Source organism: Bacillus sp. SRB_331 (assembly GCF_003264175.1).
GTDB lineage: Bacteria > Bacillota > Bacilli > Bacillales > Bacillaceae_G > Bacillus_A > Bacillus_A mycoides.
Window position 1 is genome coordinate 32,494 of sequence record NZ_NADV01000076.1, and the last position, 21,414, is coordinate 53,907.

General features: G+C 33.1%; 22 protein-coding genes and 5 pseudogenes. 18 read left to right on the plus strand and 9 right to left on the minus strand.

Features of this window, described 5'->3' with window-relative positions; translation table 11 throughout:
• Positions 1-6 precede the first annotated feature (6 nt).
• The 4 genes and pseudogenes from B5P42_RS30435 (at position 7) to B5P42_RS30450 (ending at position 2,195) form a co-directional block, all read left to right on the plus strand.
• On the plus strand, positions 7-1,119 hold the full coding sequence (locus tag B5P42_RS30435; RefSeq protein WP_113735988.1) for an RNA-guided endonuclease TnpB family protein: 1,113 nt from the start codon (positions 7-9) through the stop codon (positions 1,117-1,119).
• Positions 1,120-1,258: 139 nt separating this feature from the next.
• A pseudogene (locus tag B5P42_RS30440) lies at positions 1,259-1,339 on the plus strand (type VII toxin-antitoxin system MntA family adenylyltransferase antitoxin); the annotation flags it as partial.
• Positions 1,329-1,742, plus strand: a complete 414-nt coding sequence (hepT, locus tag B5P42_RS30445) for a type VII toxin-antitoxin system HepT family RNase toxin (RefSeq protein WP_113735989.1) — start codon at positions 1,329-1,331, stop codon at positions 1,740-1,742. The pseudogene B5P42_RS30440 and the gene hepT, both read left to right, overlap by 11 nt.
• Before the next feature lie 237 nt (positions 1,743-1,979).
• Complete coding sequence (locus tag B5P42_RS30450; RefSeq protein WP_001167057.1) at positions 1,980-2,195, plus strand: alpha/beta-type small acid-soluble spore protein; 216 nt, start codon at positions 1,980-1,982, stop codon at positions 2,193-2,195.
• Positions 2,196-2,267: 72 nt separating this feature from the next.
• Here B5P42_RS30450 and B5P42_RS30455 read toward each other — a convergent pair whose 3' ends face one another.
• The gene (locus B5P42_RS30455; protein ID WP_113735990.1) at positions 2,268-2,681 is read right to left on the minus strand and encodes a hypothetical protein; all 414 of its coding nucleotides are present in this window, start codon (positions 2,679-2,681) and stop codon (positions 2,268-2,270) included.
• Positions 2,682-2,982: 301 nt separating this feature from the next.
• Between B5P42_RS30455 and B5P42_RS32210 the strand changes: the two genes are divergently transcribed.
• Complete coding sequence (locus tag B5P42_RS32210) at positions 2,983-3,144, plus strand: hypothetical protein (protein ID WP_258397566.1); 162 nt, start codon at positions 2,983-2,985, stop codon at positions 3,142-3,144.
• A gap of 47 nt (positions 3,145-3,191) precedes the next feature.
• Here B5P42_RS32210 and B5P42_RS30460 read toward each other — a convergent pair whose 3' ends face one another.
• The 3 genes from B5P42_RS30460 to B5P42_RS30470 all read right to left on the minus strand — a co-directional run bounded on the left by B5P42_RS30460 (position 3,192) and on the right by B5P42_RS30470 (position 5,418).
• Complete coding sequence (locus B5P42_RS30460; protein WP_113735991.1) at positions 3,192-3,659, minus strand: hypothetical protein; 468 nt, start codon at positions 3,657-3,659, stop codon at positions 3,192-3,194.
• 665 nt (positions 3,660-4,324) lie between these two features.
• Positions 4,325-4,591, minus strand: a complete 267-nt coding sequence (locus tag B5P42_RS30465; RefSeq protein WP_113735992.1) for a hypothetical protein — start codon at positions 4,589-4,591, stop codon at positions 4,325-4,327.
• 377 nt (positions 4,592-4,968) lie between these two features.
• Complete coding sequence (locus B5P42_RS30470; protein WP_113735993.1) at positions 4,969-5,418, minus strand: MarR family winged helix-turn-helix transcriptional regulator; 450 nt, start codon at positions 5,416-5,418, stop codon at positions 4,969-4,971.
• 263 nt (positions 5,419-5,681) lie between these two features.
• Here B5P42_RS30470 and B5P42_RS30475 point away from each other — a divergent pair, with 263 nt between their 5' ends.
• The 10 genes and pseudogenes from B5P42_RS30475 to B5P42_RS30520 all read left to right on the plus strand — a co-directional run bounded on the left by B5P42_RS30475 (position 5,682) and on the right by B5P42_RS30520 (position 15,800).
• The gene (locus tag B5P42_RS30475; RefSeq protein ID WP_113735994.1) at positions 5,682-6,956 is read left to right on the plus strand and encodes an alpha/beta hydrolase; all 1,275 of its coding nucleotides are present in this window, start codon (positions 5,682-5,684) and stop codon (positions 6,954-6,956) included.
• A gap of 558 nt (positions 6,957-7,514) precedes the next feature.
• Entirely contained in the window at positions 7,515-7,808 is a 294-nt protein-coding gene (locus B5P42_RS30480) for an ArsR/SmtB family transcription factor (RefSeq protein WP_113735995.1), read from the plus strand.
• A 606-nt stretch (positions 7,809-8,414) separates the two neighbouring features.
• Entirely contained in the window at positions 8,415-9,035 is a 621-nt protein-coding gene (locus B5P42_RS30485) for a DsbA family protein (RefSeq protein WP_113735996.1), read from the plus strand.
• Positions 9,036-9,327: 292 nt separating this feature from the next.
• Positions 9,328-10,149: an MBL fold metallo-hydrolase gene (locus B5P42_RS30490; RefSeq protein ID WP_113735997.1), complete on the plus strand. Its 822-nt coding sequence runs from the start codon at positions 9,328-9,330 to the stop codon at positions 10,147-10,149.
• A gap of 4 nt (positions 10,150-10,153) precedes the next feature.
• The gene (locus B5P42_RS30495) at positions 10,154-10,546 is read left to right on the plus strand and encodes a nuclear transport factor 2 family protein (protein WP_002084498.1); all 393 of its coding nucleotides are present in this window, start codon (positions 10,154-10,156) and stop codon (positions 10,544-10,546) included.
• Positions 10,547-10,687: 141 nt separating this feature from the next.
• Positions 10,688-11,212 (plus strand): nuclear transport factor 2 family protein, encoded by a 525-nt coding sequence (locus B5P42_RS30500; RefSeq protein WP_113735998.1) that lies wholly within the window; start codon positions 10,688-10,690, stop codon positions 11,210-11,212.
• 414 nt (positions 11,213-11,626) lie between these two features.
• Positions 11,627-11,857, plus strand: a pseudogene (locus B5P42_RS30505) (Abi family protein); the annotation flags it as partial.
• 162 nt (positions 11,858-12,019) lie between these two features.
• On the plus strand, positions 12,020-13,024 hold the full coding sequence (locus B5P42_RS33010) for an SRA domain-containing endonuclease (RefSeq protein WP_258397569.1): 1,005 nt from the start codon (positions 12,020-12,022) through the stop codon (positions 13,022-13,024).
• A 42-nt stretch (positions 13,025-13,066) separates the two neighbouring features.
• Positions 13,067-13,466: pseudogene (locus B5P42_RS30515) on the plus strand ((deoxy)nucleoside triphosphate pyrophosphohydrolase).
• 285 nt (positions 13,467-13,751) lie between these two features.
• Complete coding sequence (locus B5P42_RS30520) at positions 13,752-15,800, plus strand: class I SAM-dependent methyltransferase (protein ID WP_113735999.1); 2,049 nt, start codon at positions 13,752-13,754, stop codon at positions 15,798-15,800.
• Between the two features lie 380 nt (positions 15,801-16,180).
• Here the strand turns inward: B5P42_RS30520 and B5P42_RS33575 are convergent.
• Positions 16,181-16,293: pseudogene (locus B5P42_RS33575) on the minus strand (ribbon-helix-helix domain-containing protein); the annotation flags it as partial.
• 88 nt (positions 16,294-16,381) lie between these two features.
• Between B5P42_RS33575 and B5P42_RS30525 the strand changes: the two are divergent.
• Positions 16,382-16,660: an AbrB/MazE/SpoVT family DNA-binding domain-containing protein gene (locus tag B5P42_RS30525; RefSeq protein WP_060750994.1), complete on the plus strand. Its 279-nt coding sequence runs from the start codon at positions 16,382-16,384 to the stop codon at positions 16,658-16,660.
• Positions 16,661-16,975: 315 nt separating this feature from the next.
• Here B5P42_RS30525 and B5P42_RS30530 read toward each other — a convergent pair whose 3' ends face one another.
• From B5P42_RS30530 to B5P42_RS30540, 3 genes are all read right to left on the minus strand, one after another.
• Positions 16,976-17,203: a hypothetical protein gene (locus B5P42_RS30530; protein ID WP_000658723.1), complete on the minus strand. Its 228-nt coding sequence runs from the start codon at positions 17,201-17,203 to the stop codon at positions 16,976-16,978.
• Between the two features lie 167 nt (positions 17,204-17,370).
• Positions 17,371-17,838 (minus strand): CDI toxin immunity protein, encoded by a 468-nt coding sequence (locus B5P42_RS30535; RefSeq protein WP_113736000.1) that lies wholly within the window; start codon positions 17,836-17,838, stop codon positions 17,371-17,373.
• Positions 17,828-18,331, minus strand: a complete 504-nt coding sequence (locus B5P42_RS30540; protein ID WP_113736001.1) for a hypothetical protein — start codon at positions 18,329-18,331, stop codon at positions 17,828-17,830. The genes B5P42_RS30535 and B5P42_RS30540 overlap by 11 nt, the downstream gene beginning before the upstream one ends.
• 233 nt (positions 18,332-18,564) lie before the next feature.
• Between B5P42_RS30540 and B5P42_RS30545 the strand changes: the two genes are divergently transcribed.
• Entirely contained in the window at positions 18,565-18,927 is a 363-nt protein-coding gene (locus B5P42_RS30545) for a hypothetical protein (RefSeq protein ID WP_113736002.1), read from the plus strand.
• Positions 18,928-19,381: 454 nt separating this feature from the next.
• On the opposite strand, the pseudogene B5P42_RS30555 reads toward B5P42_RS30545, so the two are convergent.
• Positions 19,382-20,224, minus strand: a pseudogene (locus B5P42_RS30555) (right-handed parallel beta-helix repeat-containing protein); the annotation flags it as partial.
• Positions 20,225-20,463: 239 nt separating this feature from the next.
• Between B5P42_RS30555 and B5P42_RS30560 the strand changes: the two are divergent.
• The gene (locus tag B5P42_RS30560; RefSeq protein ID WP_113736006.1) at positions 20,464-21,273 is read left to right on the plus strand and encodes an HNH endonuclease; all 810 of its coding nucleotides are present in this window, start codon (positions 20,464-20,466) and stop codon (positions 21,271-21,273) included.
• The last annotated feature ends 141 nt before the right edge of the window (positions 21,274-21,414 follow it).

Below are 21,414 nucleotides of genomic sequence, written 5' to 3' on the forward strand. Positions count from 1 at the left end.
AATGATATGACAAAGCATAATAAAGCATATAAATTTCGTTTGTATCCAACAGAAGAACAAGCATACCTTATGCGTAAAACCTTCGGTTGTGTACGTTTCGTGTATAACAGAATGTTAGCAGAACGGAAAGAAGCGTACGAAAAATACAAAGATGACAAGGAACAACTAAAGAAAGAAAAGCTTCCAACTCCTGCGAAATACAAAGCAGAATTTGAGTGGTTAAAAGAAGTTGATTCATTAGCTTTGGCAAATGCTCAACTAAACTTGCAAACTGCCTATAAGAATTTCTTTAGTGGTCAAAATGACTTCCCAACATTCAAAAGTAAAAAAGACAGAAAGTCTTATACAACGAATGTAGTAAACGGAAATATTATGTTGCTAAATGGTCATATCAAATTACCAAAACTGAAAATGGTACGTATCAAACAGCATAGAAAAATACCACAAGACTATATGATCAAGTCATGTACGATCTCCATGACACCTACCGGTAAATACTATGTGTCCGTCTTGACTGAATACGAAAAAGAGATTGTAAAAAAAGAAGTAGAAACATGTGTTGGATTAGACTTTGCGATGAATGGATTATATGTTAGTTCTGAGGGTGAGAAAGCCAATTATCCTAAGTTCTATCGTAACATGTTAGACCGATTAGCAAAGGCACAACGAGTATTAGCAAGACGCAATAAAGGTTCTGAGCGTTGGAATAAACAACGTATTCGTGTAGCTAAGTTACATGAGAAAGTAGCTAACCAACGTAAGAATTTCCTTCATCATGAGTCTAAAGAGTTGGCTACTAATTTTGATGTTGTAGCTATTGAAGACCTAAACATGAAAGGAATGTCGCAAGCACTTCATTTTGGAAAAAGTGTTGCTGATAATGGGTGGGGTATGTTCACTTCTTTCTTAGCTTATAAACTAAACGAACAAGGAAAACAACTTGTGAAAATAGACAAATGGTTTCCTTCCACAAAAGCATGTAGCAGTTGTGGAAATGTAAAAAATATGACATTGTCTGAACGAGTCTATTCTTGTATATGCGGTGTAAATCTCGATAGAGATTATAACGCAGCTATCAATATCAAAAATGAAGCAATACGCCTATTAGCGTTAGCATAAATAGCAATAAAATAACCTTTGGAACAAGGGAGTTAGCTCGGCTGTCTTAGGACGAATTCGTTAGCTATCAAAAGTAATGATTAACCGAGAAGCCCTCACTTCAAACAGTCCGTTAGGACGTTAAGTGGCGGGTAGTTCACAAATGTATTCAAAATTGAATGAGGAACGCAAAATCGTATTTGAGGATATAAAGAAAAGAGGTTCTATATATGAAGAATGAAGTAATTTTGAATAAAATTGCTACAATAGAGCGTTGTATAAAAAGAATTCAAGAGGTATATGGAAATAACCCTGATAATTTAGAGGATTATACAAAGCAAGATTCTATAATATTAAATATTCAAAGAGTATGCAAAGCAAGTATTGATTTAGCAATGCATATTGTTGCAGGGAAGAAGTTGGGACTACCTCAATCTAGTAGAGAGGCATTTGATTTGTTGGTTGATGCAGATCTACTTAGTACAGAACTGGCAAGTAAGTTAAAAGCAATGGTTGGGTTTCGAAATATTGCTGTTCATGATTATCAAAGTGTAAACTTAGATATTGTTCGTCAAATTATTGAAAAACATCTAAAAGACTTTAAGCTATTTACTAAAGAAGTTATGGGAATTCTAGACTTATAAAAGCACAGATCTTTGAACTATGATTACCTTGGAGAACATTGTAGTAACTTTATATCATGAGGAGAAAAGTACTTCAGTGGACCCTTTACTTGCTTTAACAATTAAAAACAAATTAAGCGTTACATGAACATATTGAAAAAGGGCATCTTAAGGTGTCTTTTTTGTTTTGGAGATTATTTACATATTTTGTTGTGAATGAAACATAATATTACTAAAATCAGTGGAGGAGTGTAAGGAATGCAAATTCGCGAAAATAATAATTCAAACGAGATTTTGGTAGGAGCTGCAGCAAGTGCAATTGAACAAATGAAGTATGAAATTGCTCAGGAGTTTGGTGTTACACTTGGACCGGATTCAACAGCACGAGCGAATGGTTCAGTAGGTGGAGAAATTACCAAACGTTTAGTGCGTATGGCGCAAGAGCAATTATCTGGTCAATATAAAATTCACTAAAGTTAAAGGTATATCCCGTTGAAGGGATATACCTTTTTAATTTTTTGAAAGAGGATAATGAAATTTTGATTGTTAGTTAAGCTTAGAAACTGCAAATTTAGCTGTGAAATTCATCTTCTTCATGTACGAAGAATTTGCACCTGCTTGAAATTGTACAGAAATATTACCATCTTTTTGTGCTTTGAATACGCGACCATATGGTGAATTAGCATTGTAGGTGCCCATTATTTGATTATCTGCATCAAAGACCGTATAAGAAATTGGGAACCCAGAATTTTGTACAAAGACTGTAAGTTCTTCTCCTTTATTGAGATTAAATGTTTCCTTTTGGGACATTTCATAAGAACTCATAGAGTAATATTTTGTAACTTCTTGAATTTCTAAATTCGTAGTTGCTGCACTCGCTTTTGGTGCTTCTACCCCTGGTAAATTCATACCTGATAGTACTGCAATTCCTAGTGCCCCTGCTAAAATAACTTTTTTCATAATGTTAGTTCCTCCTTTAATATATTGTGAGATTTGAAAAGGAAATAAAAATAACACTTCCTGAAACTATTATAGTTACAATGAGAATTATTTTCAACAGAGTTTGATATGTAATTCTGCATACAAGAGTAGCGATATAACGTAATCTATCAAGTTTAGAAGTATTCTTAAAAGAAGGAGAGAATTAATTTTAAAAATTATGAATGAGATTGTAGCTGAATTTTACATTTTTTGACCTTATTACATGTGTATTAAGTGAATATTTTGTTGAGCTTATTTTTGTATGAAGGGGGTATTACAGATGATTGATTATTATCAAGTATTTTTAATTATCATGACAGATGTTGCCTTGTTTTTTTATATACAACATTCAGGAGGGGATACGTTATTTATTCTAAAATATAAGAAAAAGGAAGGTATAAACCTTCCTTTCATTATCCATTATGTCCATGTAAATATTTAATGACATTATTAAAAAATATACTATAAGATGTGAAGCGAACTCCTTATTTAATTTACTAATGTAATTGGCGCTGTGTACATTGTGTCAACGTGGCCATCAGCATGCGTTACTTCAATTATCATGCGATATGTTCCTGGTTCAGAAATTGCTCCACCATTGCCAGTCTCAGCATCAAAATCTTCATATACGTTTGTTCCAGCTGGTAATAGTGAACCATAGCGAAAATCAGCGTCATAATAATCCCAACCAGTATCGTATTGTTTTTCTACAGATGCTTGGTAATGTACATCATATGCATTATCATTTGTTGCTCGTAGGATAATATTTTGTCCCATTTTGTATTCTGTATTTGAAAGTTGAATTGTGAAATTGTTCAACGTTTCTTTAGGACCACAAATGTATCGGCAAAATTCGCTCGCTCCATCTGCTTGAGCTTTGGGTGTTTCCACGTTCATTGCTGTTAAACCGCCAAGAGCCAATGTTCCTGCTAATAATACTTTACCAAATGTTTTCATTTGAAATTCCCCCTGAATATGTTTTCAATTTGTTCGGTAGATGTCACTTCAAGTAGTTTTATAACATTAATCAAATCGAACACTCTTTTTTCCTTGAGTACATTTGCTAGCAATCTTCCATCTTGTATTAATTCAATCTGTACATAAAATTCCATAGTTTTGATTCCCATGTATGTATCTGAGTGTACATAGAATAAATCTGTTAATATATCGATTGCTGATGATACGTTTTGTATGTACGTATAGCATCTCTTTATTAACATTTGTTGGAAAAATGATATTTTCATTATACATAATATTGTAATCTACTGACAAGCGATAATAACGCGGGTATTACCATTAGCAGGAAAGAAAAGTATTAAATAAGGGCGGTGTTCAAAATGAAGATAAAAACATTTGAAATGCGTGAAAAACGATTTGTAGAACTATTAGGCCACAAGTAATGTGGGAGTTTGTAAGTGCTGTAACAGAAGAGAGTGAGAAGGAGGGATTAGAATCTACACCAGGTTTATTAGAAAATTTATTTATACATGTAAAAGAAACCCTTCAAATTTAAGAGATGAAAAAGAGTATAACAAAAGCCCCTGTAAAAACAGAGGCTAGTATGCTAGATAAAGATAGATAATTTATGGGATCGTATGTAAGATTAATCAATCATAAGTTTGTTATTTCTGGATTAGTTGTAGAGCTTTCATCTGTTCTAAAAGAATTAAATTGTTTTGTTCAATCATCTTTGCCACTGCTTCAAAATAAGCTTGATTCTCAAGAATCTCAATCTGCTTCTCTTTAGGAAGTGATTGTAGTATTTCTTTCATTTCTTTACACTCGTATATGTTATTGTCTGAGTCTTCGACTAATTTATTGCGACGATTTGTGTATTCAAGTGCACCTAAAGTCGCTAATGCGCGAGTATCTAATCCTAGAATTTCCATACATTCATCTCCTTTCCCTTTACAATAATTCGATAGGGGAAAGGAGATTCCTTTAGTAACTTGGTAGAGTTTTTATATAGTTATATAACATGTTATTTATTAGATGGAAAACAATTTCAATAAGTTGATGATATCTTCTGATATAAATATAGTCTATTTGAGAGAATAATTATTTCATAACTAGCTAAATAATTTTTACCTCATAAGAAGAAGGCACTGAAAAAGTGCCTTCTTTTTATGAGATACATTACACCTCCATAACGAAAATTTTATATCATTGCAGATATATTTGGTCGTTAAATTCATTTTTCTATTTTATAGAGTAATAAATCACTTAACTTGATGATGGGAGAAATCAAGGAGTATTTAGAAATATATTACAATTGGTCAAGTACACGAACTAGACGTCTTATTATTTCCGCAGACTGCTCGAGTTGTTCCGCATCAAAGTCTGAAAGGGTCGAATTAAGAATATGCTTTAGTTTTTTTTCTCTTTCTAAATGACAATTTAAACCACTAGGTGTAAGTCGGACGTTGACAACTCTCCGGTCATTATTTGAACGAACACGCTCAACGTAGCCAGCCTGTTGCAGTCCATTGATTAATTGGGTAACACCCGCGGCGGTAGTTTCTGCTCGGTCAGCTAAATCTTTGACTGATAATTCACCTTCTTCAGCTAATACTTTGAGGGTTCGAGCGTGGACCATTGAAACAGCTCCCAATGTACGAGTAGCTCGCCCTCTTAAACGTCCATCGGCTGCAGTCAGGCTATATATAGCCTGACTAAGTACGTCTATTGCATTTAATTTATTTGCAGAATTTGTCATAAAATCACCATTTTCTCATTAGTTAAGTACTTAATTATATAAAAATAACATTAACATATAGAAAAGAATAGAGTCAAATTAAGGCGGAATTTACTGTTCTTTTTCCAAGCGATAGTATATCTAATCATCTGGAGCTATCTTATAAAAAGATAAAATACTTAGATTATAGACTTGACAAAAACATATAGTATACTTCATTATTTTAGTTAAGTGCTTAATAATTAAGTACTTAACTATTAAAGATATAGTAAAGGATGATTATTATGACTCAACGTTCAATATCTCAAGGATGGGCATTAGACATAGCTCTTGCGCTTGGTGGATTTGATGCTTTGCACCCTGAAGCAAAGGCAACTATGGAACAGTTAGGACACGATCATACTGATTTTGATAAGGTTTTTTCCCAAGTAAAGAGTGGGGCAATGATACCAAAAGCATGGGCCACGGTTGCTGCTCAGGCTCAAGAACGAGCAAAGCACTATGAACAAAAAGGATTCGCTGTGACTGCTCGTGACCTGTATCAGCGAGCTGCTGTTATGTGGGGACGTGCGCAATACTCATATTTTAATGATGATCCCCGAAAATTGGCGTTTCGAGAGCGTTGTAACGAATGTGTGGCAGCTATTTCGTCACTTGGAGGAGGAACGGTACAACGTGTAGTATTAGACTTTGAAGGAAAAAAGATATATGCATTGCTTCATTTACCTTCAGGCGAAATTCGTAATGCACCAGCAGTAATATTAGGTCCAGGTATGGATATGATTAAGGAGGACTATTTACAGATTGCGCAACGTTATTATACGTCTCGTGGAATTGTAGCTCTATCAATTGAAGGTCCTGGTCAAGGCGAATCTGTGTCAGGAGGTCTAAAAGTTGATTTGACTAATTATGAGCGTGCAGTTAGTTGTTATATCGATTTTCTTTCCAAGCGACCTGAAGTTGATTCAAATCGGATTGGATTTTTTGGCATCAGTATGAGTGGGTATTGGGGGATGCGGGCTGCTGCAAGCGATAATCGTATAAACGCTTTAGCAACCTTTGAAGGTGTTTATGGTGAATTTGATACCATCTTCAACCGAGCACAGCCGAGTTTCAAAGCAAACTTTATGTACATGTCTGGCTACACTGATGAGGTTGCTTTTGAAAACGAGCTGAGTAACCAGATGAACCTATGGAAATTGGTTCCAAAGATTACTTGTCCAGTCTTTATGGGAATAGGAGAATTTGATGAACTAACCCGTTTGGAAGAAGCACTAAGTCTTTATGAGCTTGTAGAAGCACCAAAGGAGCTGCGTGTCTATGAGAATGAATTTCATCCCCTTGGTGGAGTAGCTGCGGAAATTTTCCGTTTTGGTGCAGAATGGGTAGAACTTGCACTTGAAGGGAACTTTAAAAATGACTATGATGACCGTTATTACATGCATCGTGATGGAGGTGTTACTGAAGGGACTGCCTTTCCAACTTATTGGCTTGGTGCTCAACCGGCTGAAATTAAAGCACGTAAAAAATGTAACACATTAAATGCTTGTAAGAGTTAACAAATGTACACCGATTCAAAAAAGGAGCAGATCCTTTTTTGTTATGTATCTATTATTTAACTACTGTTTTTAATTATTTTCCGGCTTTAAAAGCTGTTACTATTTATGATTTAAATAGTAAATAATTTAGTCGAAATTAACATCCTCTATGTAGTGCAGATTTTTAATTTATTATAAAAGAAAGAGTAGAGGTGGTTCATGTAATGCTGTTAAAGATTATTGTGGGATTAAAAGAACACATGTAGGAGGGGACATGGGGAGAGCTGAAGGAAATAATGAAGTTTATAGAAAAAAATAAAGTAGAGCATTTTAGTGATTTAATTGCAAATAATTAAGAGAGAAATTGAAAAAATAATCCCTTGAAAACAAAATATAGTCTGAGAAAACTAGAGGACACCAATTCATTGAAGCAGTAATTAAAGTTGTTTTAGGGATAGGTGTCCCTTTTTGTTTTGAAAAGGTAATTTATTTTCTCAACAGGATAAAAGGTATTCATCTATAAGTACTATGTATAAGGATAATAGGAAAATAGAAATAAATAATAAAGGAGAATGTGAAATGATAGCATTAAAAAATGATCGAAATGTAAAAGAAATTTCGGAAGAGAACGTAGATTTATTAAAGGTTATGGCGCATCCAGTACGATTACAAATTGTAAATGAATTAATGCATCATAAAAAATGCAATGTTACACATTTAACGGAAATATTAAGACTCCCTCAATCCACTGTTTCACAGCATTTATCAAAATTGAGAAGAACCGTACTCCGTACAGAAAGAAGAGGATTAGAGGTGCATTATTATATTGATAATGCTAAAGCTCGTCAGATTGTAGGAATTTTAGGTCTGTAGGTTAATAATATGCAAAAAAGTTTCCTGTTATAAAGCAGGAGACTTTTTTATATATAATGATTTTATTTTATAAGGATTACTGTGTAAATAAGAAAATATTGCTCATAGAATTTCTGTACATTTGAAAGGAGTGTAATGAGATAAGGTCTACTTATTTATTTTCGATAGAGCTTATAATTATGTTTATGTTATTAAATTTTTAAAAAAGAATTGACTTCTGTTTTGGTTGTAACTATTATAGTTACATAAAGGTTGTAACTAAAGTGGTTACGATTAATTCTGCTTTATGTAAAAATACGGTTAGTATATTTATTTAAGGAAGGTGGCCCACACATTGTCGCTCAGTCTAGAAAGTCACTAAAAGATTAAAGGTAATGCATATTCCAAACTATAGTATTTTCTGCTTTTGGGCAATAATGTGTAGCGTTATTTTTTGTTGAAAATCTTAGTTGATTTTTTTGAAAGGGTTAGTTTTGGGGAAATATAGTAAGGTAGCTCATAAAAGAACAAGATATAAAAAAGATGTACTTATATAAACCAAAAAGTTAGCTGAGAATTTTAAGTGATAGCTGGACTGGTTAATAAAAATAAAGGTAGGAGATATAAATGAAGACGAAACAAGATAATCTTATATACGTATGGGACGCATATTGTGGATGGTGCTATGGATTTTCAGAAAGTATTAAAGGATTTTACAAAGAACACACTGAAATGCCGTTAACAGTTTTATGTGGAGGATTATTTTTAGATGATTTACCAATAAAAAATTTCTCATATATAGAAGAGGGGAATAAAAGAATTAATCAACTTACAGGTGCAGAATTTGGTTCTTCATATCAAAAATTGGTGGAAGAAGGGACTTTTAAAATGAATTCGAAAGATGCTGCAATTGGCTTTTCAGCTTTACGCTCATTAGCACCAGACCGTTTGTTAGAATTCACTGCGGCTATGCAAAAAGCGTTTTATTATGAGGGACAAAGTCTAAGTGATCCTGAAACATATCGTAAGATTGCAATCGAGCATGGTTTGGACCCTGAACAAGTACTAGAACGTTTAAACGCTCAAGAAACAATAATAGATGTCCAAAACGATTTCAATAAAGTGCGACAGCTTGGTGTTAATAGTTATCCTTCATTACTTTTACAAAAGGATAATCAAATTATCCCTATTGGTGGTGGGGTAATGACGCCAGATAAAATTGAAGCGCGTTTTAAAAATTTATATTAATGAATTTTAAGTTACAGTATATAACATTTAACGTTTTAAAAAAGACTAGAATTGGATGGACTTAAACCTTTTTATAACAGTCGGTTTCAATTTATTTTTTAAAAGAGTCCAAATTTAATTTTACTATCAGCTATAGTAGCAAACATGTTAGCTTAAGCCAACGGATATTCATCTCTCGCCTATTTGCTGGTGCTATCACACTTTCAGGTGAATTGAAGAGGGAGCTTCTGTCGGAACAAGATAAAAATATGTTAACTAGTAAATAACTTTAACAAAAGGAGAATAACATTCTATGTTTAAAACAATCGATACAAATCAAAAAGATGTGAAATTGACGGTGTTTAGTTCAGACGAAAAAAGTTTTATGGTCACTGCAAGCTTAGTTGAGAAAGCGGGACATGCATTTTTAATAAATTCAAAATTTACTCAATCTGATTCGAAAGAAATTGTTGAGTATCTGAAAAAAAACGGCTTATCTCTAGATAAAATTTTTATTATTCATGGAGATCCAGACTACTACTTTGGATTAGAGAGTATTAAAGCTGCTTACCCAGAAGCCATAGCGTATGCTACAGAGTCTACTGTTGAACATATTGTTCATTCTGTCTTAGGTAAATTAAAAGTTTGGAAAGGCGCCCTAGGAGAAAACGCACCAAGCAACGTAGTATTACCTCAAGTGTTTAAAGAAAAAACGATTGATTTTCAGGGGTTAACATTTGAACTAGTAGGCTTAGATCATTACAGAACTAGCTTATTTAATAAAGAGCTAAAATTATTAATTGGTGGTATTGATGTATTTAACGAAATACATGTATTCTTAGCGGATACTAGCTCAAAAGCGGCTATGGAGGCATGGATTGAGAACTTGAAAGTATTACAAGCATTAAATGCTGACATAATTGTACCTAGCCATGGATCAATCGAAAAATCCTTAAATAATCAATCCCTTACTGCGACAATGGATTATCTAAGAACTGCGATTCAAGCTTCTGAGGAAAGTAAAACTTCAAAAGATTTTGTAGCGAAACTTGATGTAGCATATCCAGGCTATGCAAATAAAGGTGTATTAGAATTAAGTGCAAAAGTTGTAACAAAAGAAATGCCTTGGGGTTAATGCTATGAATAAATATCAGAAACTATTACATGAAACGTATGTGTTAACTGGCGAAGGAAAATTGGATGCTTTCAAAACGTATTTAAGTGAAAATGTATCATGGACAGAAGCTGCTGGGTTTCCATATGCAGGTACTTATATAGGTCCAGATGAAGTAGTGAAAAATGTACATGAACGTCTTGGCACGGAATGGGATAACTATAGCGCTAAAGATGAAATTTATGCATTTAATAACAATACTGTTATCGTTTATGGAAAATATAGTGGAACATATAAAGATACAGGGAAATCGTTCATAGCAGATTTTTGTCATCTGTATGAGTTTGATGAGAACGATAAGGTTAAGAAGTTTATTCAAATTGTGGACAGTGCAACTGTTAATGAGGTATTAAGTTAGAGTTATTAGTTTCTAACATGCCTTGTATAAGGGGTAGTGTTAAGATAAACGAAATTTCCTCACATTACATTTTTGGGAAGGTTTCTACTTCTCAAGCGTGTTATGGAAGATAACTTATATGATTAGAAGAGGTAGGCATAAATGAAATTAGAGAAAAATTTAATAGTAATAATTATTTCTGTGTTTATTTTAGGAATTGTGTCGACTTTGATATTTCAAGCTTCCACCGGTAATAACAAAGGAAACTCAATAAAGAGTGAGAATGTTGCCTCAGTATCAAAAGAAGCGACAGAAAATGAAAAGAATAAAAAGATGGTAGTTGATTTCTATAATGAAGTTTTTAACAAACATAATATCGATATTATCCCTAAATATGTAAGCCAAGATTATAAGCAACATAATCCTTTTGTTGCTGATGGACGAAAAGTCTTTATGGATTTCTTTAAGGGGGATTTTGTTAAAAATCCTAATTCCTCTGCAGAGATCAAACGTGTAGTAGCTGAAGGAGATATGGTTGCTCTTCATGTACATTCTCGAGCTAATTCTCAAGATAAGGGAGTTGCTATAGTGGATATATTTCGTATAAATGATGGTAAGATTGTCGAACATTGGGATGTAATTCAAGAGATTCCAAGTGAAGCAGCTAATGATAATACGATGTTTTAGGTAGAAGATATATCTAATAATTGTTTAATTGATAGTGCTGTATAGAATTTAGAAATGTAGATAAGTAAAGTAAAAGGGATGTCCTAGGCATGGTACTAGGACATCCCTTTTTGTTTTAACGAGATTTAATTTACTATTATTTGTAGAGTGCTTATTTAGTGTATTTTCTGATAATTTAACACTAAAACTACACCGTTATAAAATTAGATAACCGCATCAGTTTGTAAGAAAGGATAAACGTGGTCCAGCAAGACATGCATCTATACGATCTACTTGAACTTTTGTAAACATAACCATTAAAATCATAAAAGTAATTAGGGAAAATTGACTTAACATAGAGTTTAAAAGAAAGGTTATCAACATACGTTCTTTTTTTGTACTGCTAAAAATTATTTAGCCACAAACTCGTATTACTACAAGCTTACAGCGTATAGAAAAAAATTTGAAAAAGATGATGAAAAGAAATACCGAAATTTGAATTTTGCTAGTTTGAAAAGTTTAGCAGTTATAGATATGGAGTTAAGATATTTATTAATCAAATTATCATTAGATATAGAGCATTCAATTAAAACTAAATTAATGAACTTAATTACAAATAGTGATGAAGAAGCATTATATTTATCAAGGTTATTCGTATTAACTTGATTAGATTTTATTTAAAAGAAAAAATATGTTCTCGTGATAAAAGGAGTGGATTTTCCACTCCTTTTTACATTCTTTATAATAGGAATTACTTGAAAACGGTTTATAGTTAAGATAGGTTATTTATTAATAGATGAAAAAATTGGTAACGTAGGTTGAGAGTAATTGGAACAGAAAAAAATAGTAAACCAAAGAGAGTTAATGGACTACTTTAATATAGCAAAAGATTCATTACTTGCTATGGAAAAAGAGGGGCTTCCATTTAAGAGAATTGGAAATCGTGAAAAAGAGTATGATATAGAGCAAGTAAAAGAATGGTATCAAAGAATGAGAGAAGAAATTCATTCACTGGTCATTGATAAAGAATATGATAATAAAGAAATCTCTAGAATATTTAAATGTGGGAATATGGGAGGGATGAGACGATCGAAAAAAACAAACACTCTAGTTTTATTCTCTGATCATACAAAAGGTATTTACGATGATCGCTGGGATGAGGATATATTATATTACACAGGGATGGGCCAAGAAGGAGATCAAGTCTTAGAAGGGAATCAAAATAAGACTCTATATGAATCTACAGAAAATGGAGTAGATGTTTACTTATTTGAAGCATTTGAAACAGGAAAGCACATCTTTATGGGGAGAGTAGAGCTTGTAAAGCAGCCTTTTCAAGAGATCCAAGAGGATACACAAGGAATAGATAGAAATGTATGGATTTTTCCAATCCGTTTATTAAATATGCATGTGGTTCTTTCTGAGAGTGTTATTCAAAATCGTCAAGAGAAAGAAAAGAAAAAAGCAAGAGAGTTAAGTTATAACAAATTAACGGATCGAGCTACCAAGGTAATATCTTACGGTAATAATAAACGTTTTACAAAAACTACAACATATCAACGAAATGAGTATGTAGCAGAGCTAGCTAAAAGGCGTGCACAAGGTATATGCGAGTTGTGTGAACAGCATGCTCCTTTCCAAGATAAAAAAGGGAATCCATACTTAGAAGCACATCATGTGAAATGGCTATCAGAGGATGGAGAAGATACGATTTTTAATACTGTTGGAGTATGTGCGAATTGTCATCGGAAGCTGCATGTTTTAAATCTACATGAAGATGTTGCAAAATTAGAGAAAAAGCTGGCGCGATATAAGCAAAAAGACGAGATATAGAGAGTATATGTACTAAATAAGATGTGAAAGAAGTGACGATTCATGAAGAAAAAAGTATCGGTTGTTGGAGCGGTCATTTTTAATGAGAAGAATGAAATACTATGTGCATTACGTTCTCCTGCAATGTCATTACCGACTATTGGGAATTTCCAGGTGGAAAAATTAATGAAGGGGAATGCCGCAAGATGCGTTGATACGTGAGATCAAAGAAGAACTAGGATGTTTAATTACTGTTGGTGAAAAAATAGAAGAAGTGGATCATGAGTATGAGAATATTATAGTTCATCTTGCTACTTATAAGGCATACATAGAGTCCGGTATACCTAAAGCGCTTGAGCATGCCGAGTTGATATGGGTTCATGTTAATAATTTATTGGAGTTAAAGTGGGCCCCGGCGGATCTTCCAACCGTAGGAGTTCTATGTTTAAAGTTTAAAAATTAAGGTCTGAAATAAGAAATAATGAGACAGATTTTTATAAGTTATAAACTGTTTTGAAAGTAGTTGTATGACTCCGGTGGCTCGGGCTCATGATCTTTACCCTGTCAAGGTAGCGCTCTCCCTGCTGAGCTATGGGGTCCCAACAAACGGACGATACAATCGCTGCTTAATAAACGGTTAATTGCAAAGTACAGGGTGTGGGGGTTGTCCAAAAGGTGCGGTAAAGTTAACAGAGAATGGACTTAATGTGTTACGGGCGTTAGGGTAATACGAGGATATTGATTATATATGGGGGTAAATAAGTTGAAAAGCATTGAAGTTCTAAATACATACATTGAAGGGTTTTCTGATGCTCTCCCTACATGGTTAAAGCATCTAATCGAGGCAGAGGAGATACATCAAAACTATGAGAATGTACAGGTACTTGGTGCATTAAAAACAGATGTGATGTTGTACTATGTACACCGTACGCTGCAAGTATTAGAGGGGTTGTCTTTAGATGAAGAAGCGTATCGCATTATTGAACAGGTATTAACATATAGTGAGCTTGCAAAGGTAGGCTCTTTAAAACAGCGGGAGCAATGGAAGAAAAACGGGATTAATCTATTGGTACATAACGAAGGTTCTGCGGATATCTTTAGCGATATTCAGTTTATCGAACGTATAGAAACAAACTTAAACTCTACTGAGTATTTGTTTGTTCGAGATTTAATTAGAACACATGGATTAATCGGGCAGTATATCCGCGGGGAGGCTCGTTTGGACTCTCATGTTGATTTAATTAATACGTATAAAGAAGAGTACGGAGAGGATAGGTTAAAGGAGATTCTATACTATCTTAACCAATGTATTATTAAGGGTGTATCAAAATCCTTGTGGAGTGAAGTGAAGAACGATGTGAAGATTACAATTGATGGTCTGTTTGATGGCTATGTGGAGCCATTTACTTCTCGCATACATAGACTCACGCCAAAACATAAGGAGTCAGCATTTGAAAAAGATATAATTATGGGGAGCGAGAAGAGTGGCGTTCAAACCTTCTTATCTGATAAGGATTTATGGTATGTAGAACCGTCTATGCATGCTCTTAGCTTCGAGGATATCTGGACAGTTTTTATTATGTTAAAGAACGAAATAGGCACTGGAAAGGTTCAGCATATCCATTTCGAGAAATTGATGCAGCAGTTGCACTATGATTTTAAAGGCGAGAAGAAGGACAACGTGTATCGTAAACGGGTTATTGAGAAGTATCTACGGGAGTACCGTGAGAACGAGAAGCCGGATACAACGCATGTTTCCTTTGAGGTTAAAGTCGATGAAGATATGAAGACTGCGTATGTGTCGTTTCAGTTTTCTGCTGTAGGTGAGGCGTTAATTACCTTCTGTGTAGAGGCGGAAAAGGTAGATATGATGCATGCTCGGGCAAACGTGCTGTTGTTTGATTTCTTCGGGTTACGTAAGGACGCGTATGATAGATTCCATAACGAAGAAGTGTATCTGGAGCATATGAATAGTTCGGCTGATGATAAACGAATTATTCTTGATTATATAAAGGGAGATACGGTTGTAGATGTCGGAGCCGGTGGTGGTGTCATGCTAGACATGATTGAAGAAGAGACCGAGGATAAACGAATCTACGGTATCGATATTTCTGAAAACGTGATTGAAACGTTGAAAAAGAAGAAGCAGACCGAGGGGCGTTCTTGGGACGTCATTAAAGGGGATGCAATCAACTTAAGCAGCTCGTTTGATAAAGAATCGGTTGATACGATTGTATATTCTTCTATCCTTCATGAACTATTCTCTTATATCGAGTATGAAGGTAAGAAATTCAATCATGAAGTAATTAAAAAGGGTCTGCAGAGTGCCTACGAGGTGTTAAAGCAGGGAGGTCGTATTATCATTCGTGATGGCATCATGACCGAAGATAAAAGGTTAATGCGTGTGATTCATTTTAAAGATGTGGGCGGAATGAAGTTCTTAGAGCAGTATGTACATGAATTTAAGGGTCGTATAGTCCAATATGAGGTACTTGCAGACAATACAGTCAAAATGCCTGTTAACGATGCGATGGAGTTCTTATATACGTATACCTGGGGCGAAGATTCCTTTGTTCATGAGGTACAGGAGCAGTTTGGAATATTTACGCCAAACGACTATAAGGATTTCGTAAAGGGTATCTTTGGAGATAAAGTAAACATTGTTCAAGCTATGAACTATTTGCAGGATGGATATACTAGCCATCTTAGCGAGAAAATCGAGTTTAAAGATGAGTCTGGGAATGCAGTTGCGCTACCGGATAGTACGTTCTTTATGGTTTTAGAAAAGGTGAAGTAATAGGTATTGGTACAAATAAAGTATAAAGGGGTAAAGGACAATGGAAATCTTAGAAATGCAATACACAAAGGAAGATAAAACATCTTTACAATCTAGGGTTGTCGAGTGCTGATGATACGTTTTGTTTATTCATTTTAAAGCCTCCCAAGACTTGTTAATTCAATTATATAAGACAGAAAAATCGCTGGGAAGCGGTAAATAAGGCTGAATTGTATAAAAATGAGGTTTGATTTGAAAACGGCTTTCCAAATCGGTTTATTTTGCGTTTTGATGAAGAAGTTAATACAATAGGTCTTATTTATTATAAAAACGCATGTAAAGATGGATACAGGCTTTACATGCGTTTTTAGGGTTTTTAGGAAAAATAAAAAGGGTAGTCATTATTTACGACTTAACCCTTTCTCTATGAGCTGACGAATTGCTTCATTTTGATTCTTAGCCTATTTTCATGCCAATAATTTTCTATTTGTTCCACTTGTTCTTTTGTAAGTGTAAATGAATTTTCATATATGGTAAAAGCTTGTTACAATAGTAAAGAATAACTTGGGTACAATTGATAATGAAATGGGGAAAGATGCTAGATGAAAGCAACCGGAGTGACTAGAAAAGTAGATGATTTAGGGCGTGTGGTAATTCCAAAGGAACTTAGAAATACGCTAGGTATTAAAGAAAAATCACCATTAGAGATCTTTGTAGAAGGTGAAGACATTATTTTACAGAAATATCAGCCCGGTGGTGTTTGTGCATTAACAGGAGAGGTATCAAATCGTAACATATCATTAGCAAACGGTAAGATAACATTAAGTCCAGAAGGTGCAGAACTATTAATAAAAGAAGTAGAACAGTACCTTGTAAAATAAGTGGCTCCTTTCAGGGGCTTTTATTAAAATTAATATAGTAATTTCGTGTATCGTAATATTTATAAAAACATTTACTAAAAATAGAATCAATTCCATTCTTTTTTGTCGAAATTTAGTTAGTGTATATTTTCGTATCGATTTTAGATAAACAAAAGCTAGAAGAATTTATCGAATTCTTTGAACGAAAATTGCATGAGAAACATATGTGAAAAGGAAAAAATAATAAAAGGCTAGTTAGTCCATTATAAGAGCTAACTAGCCTTTTATTTACTAAAGTAAACCTTGATAAAGTAAATAAATCTCGGTTGATCCCCACTAATCACTCTCACCTGAATACACTTTTAAGTGTTCCATTGCTATAGATATGGCATGTTTTTCTGTATCAATTAACGATAACCCCTGCTTAATAGGAGCCCAATACTCATATCCGTAATCCTCAAACCACGCAAAAACTTCTGTAGTGTAAAAACCATCATTTCGTTTGATAACTTGAACTTTGTATCTTTTACTTGTAGAAACAATCTCTTTAATGATTTCTTTCATTGTCTATCTCCCTCTACCTTTTATCCAGAGTGTACTACATCAAAAATATAGATGATGAAAGGTATTTTAATTGCATAAGGTATTCATATTAAGTTTACATAACACATCAATATCAATATCAGTATCAATATATCTAGAAACAAAAAAATTTCTTTGTATGTTGGCTGTTAAATACGGTCTTTTCCAAAACCAATCATGATTTCACCTTCATGGTAAAATTCTATAACAAAATTATTTGGACAAAAAAGATAAGTGTCGCTACCAACCGCCGTTACATCGTCAATATTACGTAATATATCGTTTAAATTTGCATAGAGAACAGGAGTAGGTCCAGTACTCCATAGGATATAGACTTTACTTTCCAATGGGATAAGATGAGATATTTGATCCATGGAGTCAATGGCATGTTTAAGGGAAACCTTATTCCAACTGATTCGTCCCCACCATTCAAAAGGGTAAGAGTCATTTAATAATTTGTATATTTCTGATCCTCTTTCAGGAGATAATTCTTTAGTTTCAGCACCTAACACGCAGATGCATTCATCATATAAAGCACCATGAGTAGGTTTATGCTTTTTTCTATTTGCTTCAAGAAGTTTTAAGAGTCTTTGAGACCTGTTGTTTTTATTCATCATCCAGCCCACCATAAGGTAAATGAAAATATATAATAAAATCTTTATAAACAGATAAAAACCTTTTTATTTCTTGACTAATATCTTCTAGATTCCCATATATATTATCTGCGGCTAAATTAATTTCTTCATTAAAGTTATACAGCTGTTCATCTACATAATCGAATCCCTCACAGCAATTATAATATATCAAATTAGATATAAATGGTTTTATTTTCAATACATTTTCTTCATTTATCATAAATTTCTCCCATAACAGTCCTAGTATAATTTTTACGGGTAATTTTTTATCATACGTTCCTTTTATGTTTTTTAATTTAGATACAACATCAACTAACTTATCATTACTGGATAAAGAAACTTCTATAATTTCAATAGAAGGATTATCTAATGTTTCAATTGTATGATCAGCCCACTCGATTACTTCAGTTTTTGAAAATAAATCAATTTGTAACCCTATCCTCAAAACCTCAGCTATTATTTTTATATTAACCATATATATAACTCCCTAGATTTTTAGATAATTATACACCACAGTAACTTAAGCCTCAAACAGGATATTGATATTTGGATTAAAACCAAAAACTAAGATAGAAATTCACCTGGAGAATATATTATACTTTCAGTTGCATAAGAAAAATATTTGTTAAACAAAATAGTATAATTTATAATTTCAAGGACAGGAAATAAGGGGGAGAAATTGAGTTATCTAGTAGAGGAGGGTGTTATATGTATAACTGTAATCAATGTGGAACAGAAATGATTATGCAATTACAAGACAGATATAGAGAATTTTGCCCAAGATGTGAAGGTCTTAGAGCAAGTAGCTTAGTATACTATAATTTATATGAATTACTAGATTATATGGAAGCAAACAATTATATGAATAAAGAAAATATGCTACATAACTTTCTAAAATGGGAGTTTGAGTTAACGAAGGGAAATATGTTTAAGTTATATTTAGACTTAGATAGATATGATCAACCTGCTGATGAGGGCCTTATAAAACAATTAGAGGTTTATATGAAGGGGATTCGATTAAAATTAAATGTTAAATATGAGGATGACTATATCTGGATTAAGGTTAATTAGATGTGATTCTATATATAATGAGTTTTATTTTAATAACTTCAGAAGTAATGGAAGTAATGAATATGAATCGTTCTAGATTAAATGTATTAGTTAAAATTGGATGAATTATTCTATTGAAACTGAAAAAAATATGCATTTAATCTTGAAGCCTGATGAAGAAAAATTAGGTAAAGAATTGGCATAAGAAAAAATATCATCTATTTGAACAAGGCGAATTATGTTTTTCGTAAATATAAACCCTTTTATTATCATAAGCGTTTATATTGTAATGTTAGAGGATTTTACAGTAAGTTCCTAATAAACTAAGAAATATATTATTTCACATAAACAGTTATATTAATGGAAAAGTTGTAGTTTCAATTGAAACTACAACTTTTAATTTTTCTTTACCTTTAATAGGGAGGCGAATTGAACTAAGGTAGAGATGTTTTAGTGAATTTCCTCTATTTTAGATTTACTTTGAATCAAGGAGGAGTTTGCTAAATACACTATTTTGTTCATTTCCTTCTTGGTTCATACTTGCTTGATAAGGTGAAAATCCTTTATACGTTTTTCTTTTCCATTGCCATAAGCCATTACTCTGATCAAATTCACCATAGTAATGATTGTAATCAAGTTTGTTTCCGGTGTTTTTATTAAAATTATTGCTAATGAAAATACGGCTATTGCTTGCATAGATATAATTATTGGTAATTACGTTGTTGCGGGTATCGTAATTTAATTCGATTTTTCCACTCACTTAATCTTTTGTATCGTTTTTATAAATAATATTGTTCATAATCGTGTTATTTTCGGTATATCCTTGCTGACTGTCATATCCACCAATTGCAATGCCGCTCATAATATTGTTAGATATTGTATTGTCTCTAACAATAATTTGACTTGCGCTTTTTCCTGCATGTTCGCTTGCTACTTCAATACCGAGGGCGTTTTCATAGCTTTGATTTTGCTCAATAATAATTTCCTTCCCACCATCCACGTAAATACCATCAGCTGAATATTCATTATAACTAGTATTATTGAATGATGAATTGTGATGAACGATATTGTTACGAACAATTCCACTCCGTGCCTGATCTAAAGCAGCTACTGGAGACACTCCTTCATGTCCAATAAGAACAATACCGATGTTGTTGTTATCATGTATTTTGTTATTGGTAACTTCAAAAGAATCTACATTCCCATTCACAGCAATTGCTTCACTTAGTCCTAATTTCAAATTTGTTACTTCGTTATTGTCTATGACAAGATGATTTAAATTATTTTGTGCATGGGATGAAGTACCATAAAAAGCAATAAGGAATAATTTAGATGTTTCATGTGAAAAAGAGTACTAGATTTGATAATATTTTATTTGAATATAAACAGTTACTTAAATATTGATAAGATAAGTTTCCAATCTAATATATGGGGAGTAGAAAAATGAATTATTTTCTTGTATTTCAAAATAAAAGTTATAAGGAGGAGAGGGAGGGAGGATTTCTCTGGGCGCCACAAAAAAATAACAAGGGACAAACATTTCATCACTGGACAGATATGAAAATGATAAGAAAAGGTGACATCATTTTTAATAGTTTTAAAGGAAGGCTAGTATCAATTTTGGTTGCAAAAGAAGATTATAAGGTTCATGATAAGCCAATTGGACTGGAACAGACTGAGCTCTGGGAAAAAGAAGGATGGATTGTAAATGTGGAATACCATGATTTGGAGATTCCTATTATATATAAAAATTTCATAGAAAACATATTAAAGCTACAGGGTGAAAAATACGCTCCATTTAATAAGATTGGGCGTGGTAATACTGGTTACCTGTTTAGAGTAACTCTAGAACTTGCTGATTATTTATTAACAATAGTTAAAGAAAAAAATAGGGATACTTGGAACAAGCTATCAAACATAGGGGGTAGTGATGAAGAAACTATTCTGGAAGAAATAGAGAAGGATTTGTCGTATGTATTAGATCAAACTGAAAAAGAACAAGTTATAAAATCTAGAATTGGACAATCCATTTTTAAAAAGAGTTTGTTGAAGAATGAAGAGAAATGTAAACTATGTGGAGTCTCTGATAAACGTTTTCTAATAGCAAGTCATATTAAACCTTGGAGCCAATCTAATCATAGGGAAAGGTTAGATATAAACAATGGACTACTACTTTGTCCTAACCATGATGCGTTATTTGATAAAGGTTTTATTAGTTTTGGAGACGACGGGAGAATTTTAATTTCGAACAGTTTAGACGAAACTTTAAAAATCTTCTTGAATATACATGATAAGTTACAGATCCAAATGAATGAAATGCAGCGTCAATATATGAAATGGCATAGAGAGATTGAATTTCAGGATTAAGTGGCTAAAAAATTGTTGGGAGTAATAAGTTAAAACAAATTAAAGGATCGAGCTACAAAGGTAGTATTTCATGGTTATAATAGGTGCTTTACAAAATATACAGTATATCAACGTAATGAGGGTTCTGGTGCAAAAATCGCA

Excerpts from the sequence above, each read along its gene's own strand:
- B5P42_RS30435 (WP_113735988.1), top strand. The coding sequence starts at position 7 with ATGACAAAGCATAATAAAGCATATAAATTTCGTTTGTATCCAACAGAA.
- hepT (WP_113735989.1), top strand. The coding sequence starts at position 1,329 with ATGAAGAATGAAGTAATTTTGAATAAAATTGCTACAATAGAGCGTTGT.
- B5P42_RS30450 (WP_001167057.1), top strand. The coding sequence starts at position 1,980 with ATGCAAATTCGCGAAAATAATAATTCAAACGAGATTTTGGTAGGAGCT.
- B5P42_RS30455 (WP_113735990.1), bottom strand. The coding sequence starts at position 2,681 with ATGAAAAAAGTTATTTTAGCAGGGGCACTAGGAATTGCAGTACTATCA.
- B5P42_RS32210 (WP_258397566.1), top strand. The coding sequence starts at position 2,983 with ATGATTGATTATTATCAAGTATTTTTAATTATCATGACAGATGTTGCC.
- B5P42_RS30460 (WP_113735991.1), bottom strand. The coding sequence starts at position 3,659 with ATGAAAACATTTGGTAAAGTATTATTAGCAGGAACATTGGCTCTTGGC.
- B5P42_RS30465 (WP_113735992.1), bottom strand. The coding sequence starts at position 4,591 with ATGGAAATTCTAGGATTAGATACTCGCGCATTAGCGACTTTAGGTGCA.
- B5P42_RS30470 (WP_113735993.1), bottom strand. The coding sequence starts at position 5,418 with ATGACAAATTCTGCAAATAAATTAAATGCAATAGACGTACTTAGTCAG.
- B5P42_RS30475 (WP_113735994.1), top strand. The coding sequence starts at position 5,682 with ATGACTCAACGTTCAATATCTCAAGGATGGGCATTAGACATAGCTCTT.
- B5P42_RS30480 (WP_113735995.1), top strand. The coding sequence starts at position 7,515 with ATGATAGCATTAAAAAATGATCGAAATGTAAAAGAAATTTCGGAAGAG.
- B5P42_RS30485 (WP_113735996.1), top strand. The coding sequence starts at position 8,415 with ATGAAGACGAAACAAGATAATCTTATATACGTATGGGACGCATATTGT.
- B5P42_RS30490 (WP_113735997.1), top strand. The coding sequence starts at position 9,328 with ATGTTTAAAACAATCGATACAAATCAAAAAGATGTGAAATTGACGGTG.
- B5P42_RS30495 (WP_002084498.1), top strand. The coding sequence starts at position 10,154 with ATGAATAAATATCAGAAACTATTACATGAAACGTATGTGTTAACTGGC.
- B5P42_RS30500 (WP_113735998.1), top strand. The coding sequence starts at position 10,688 with ATGAAATTAGAGAAAAATTTAATAGTAATAATTATTTCTGTGTTTATT.
- B5P42_RS30520 (WP_113735999.1), top strand. The coding sequence starts at position 13,752 with ATGGGGGTAAATAAGTTGAAAAGCATTGAAGTTCTAAATACATACATT.
- B5P42_RS30525 (WP_060750994.1), top strand. The coding sequence starts at position 16,382 with ATGAAAGCAACCGGAGTGACTAGAAAAGTAGATGATTTAGGGCGTGTG.
- B5P42_RS30530 (WP_000658723.1), bottom strand. The coding sequence starts at position 17,203 with ATGAAAGAAATCATTAAAGAGATTGTTTCTACAAGTAAAAGATACAAA.
- B5P42_RS30535 (WP_113736000.1), bottom strand. The coding sequence starts at position 17,838 with ATGATGAATAAAAACAACAGGTCTCAAAGACTCTTAAAACTTCTTGAA.
- B5P42_RS30540 (WP_113736001.1), bottom strand. The coding sequence starts at position 18,331 with ATGGTTAATATAAAAATAATAGCTGAGGTTTTGAGGATAGGGTTACAA.
- B5P42_RS30545 (WP_113736002.1), top strand. The coding sequence starts at position 18,565 with ATGTATAACTGTAATCAATGTGGAACAGAAATGATTATGCAATTACAA.
- B5P42_RS30560 (WP_113736006.1), top strand. The coding sequence starts at position 20,464 with ATGAAAATGATAAGAAAAGGTGACATCATTTTTAATAGTTTTAAAGGA.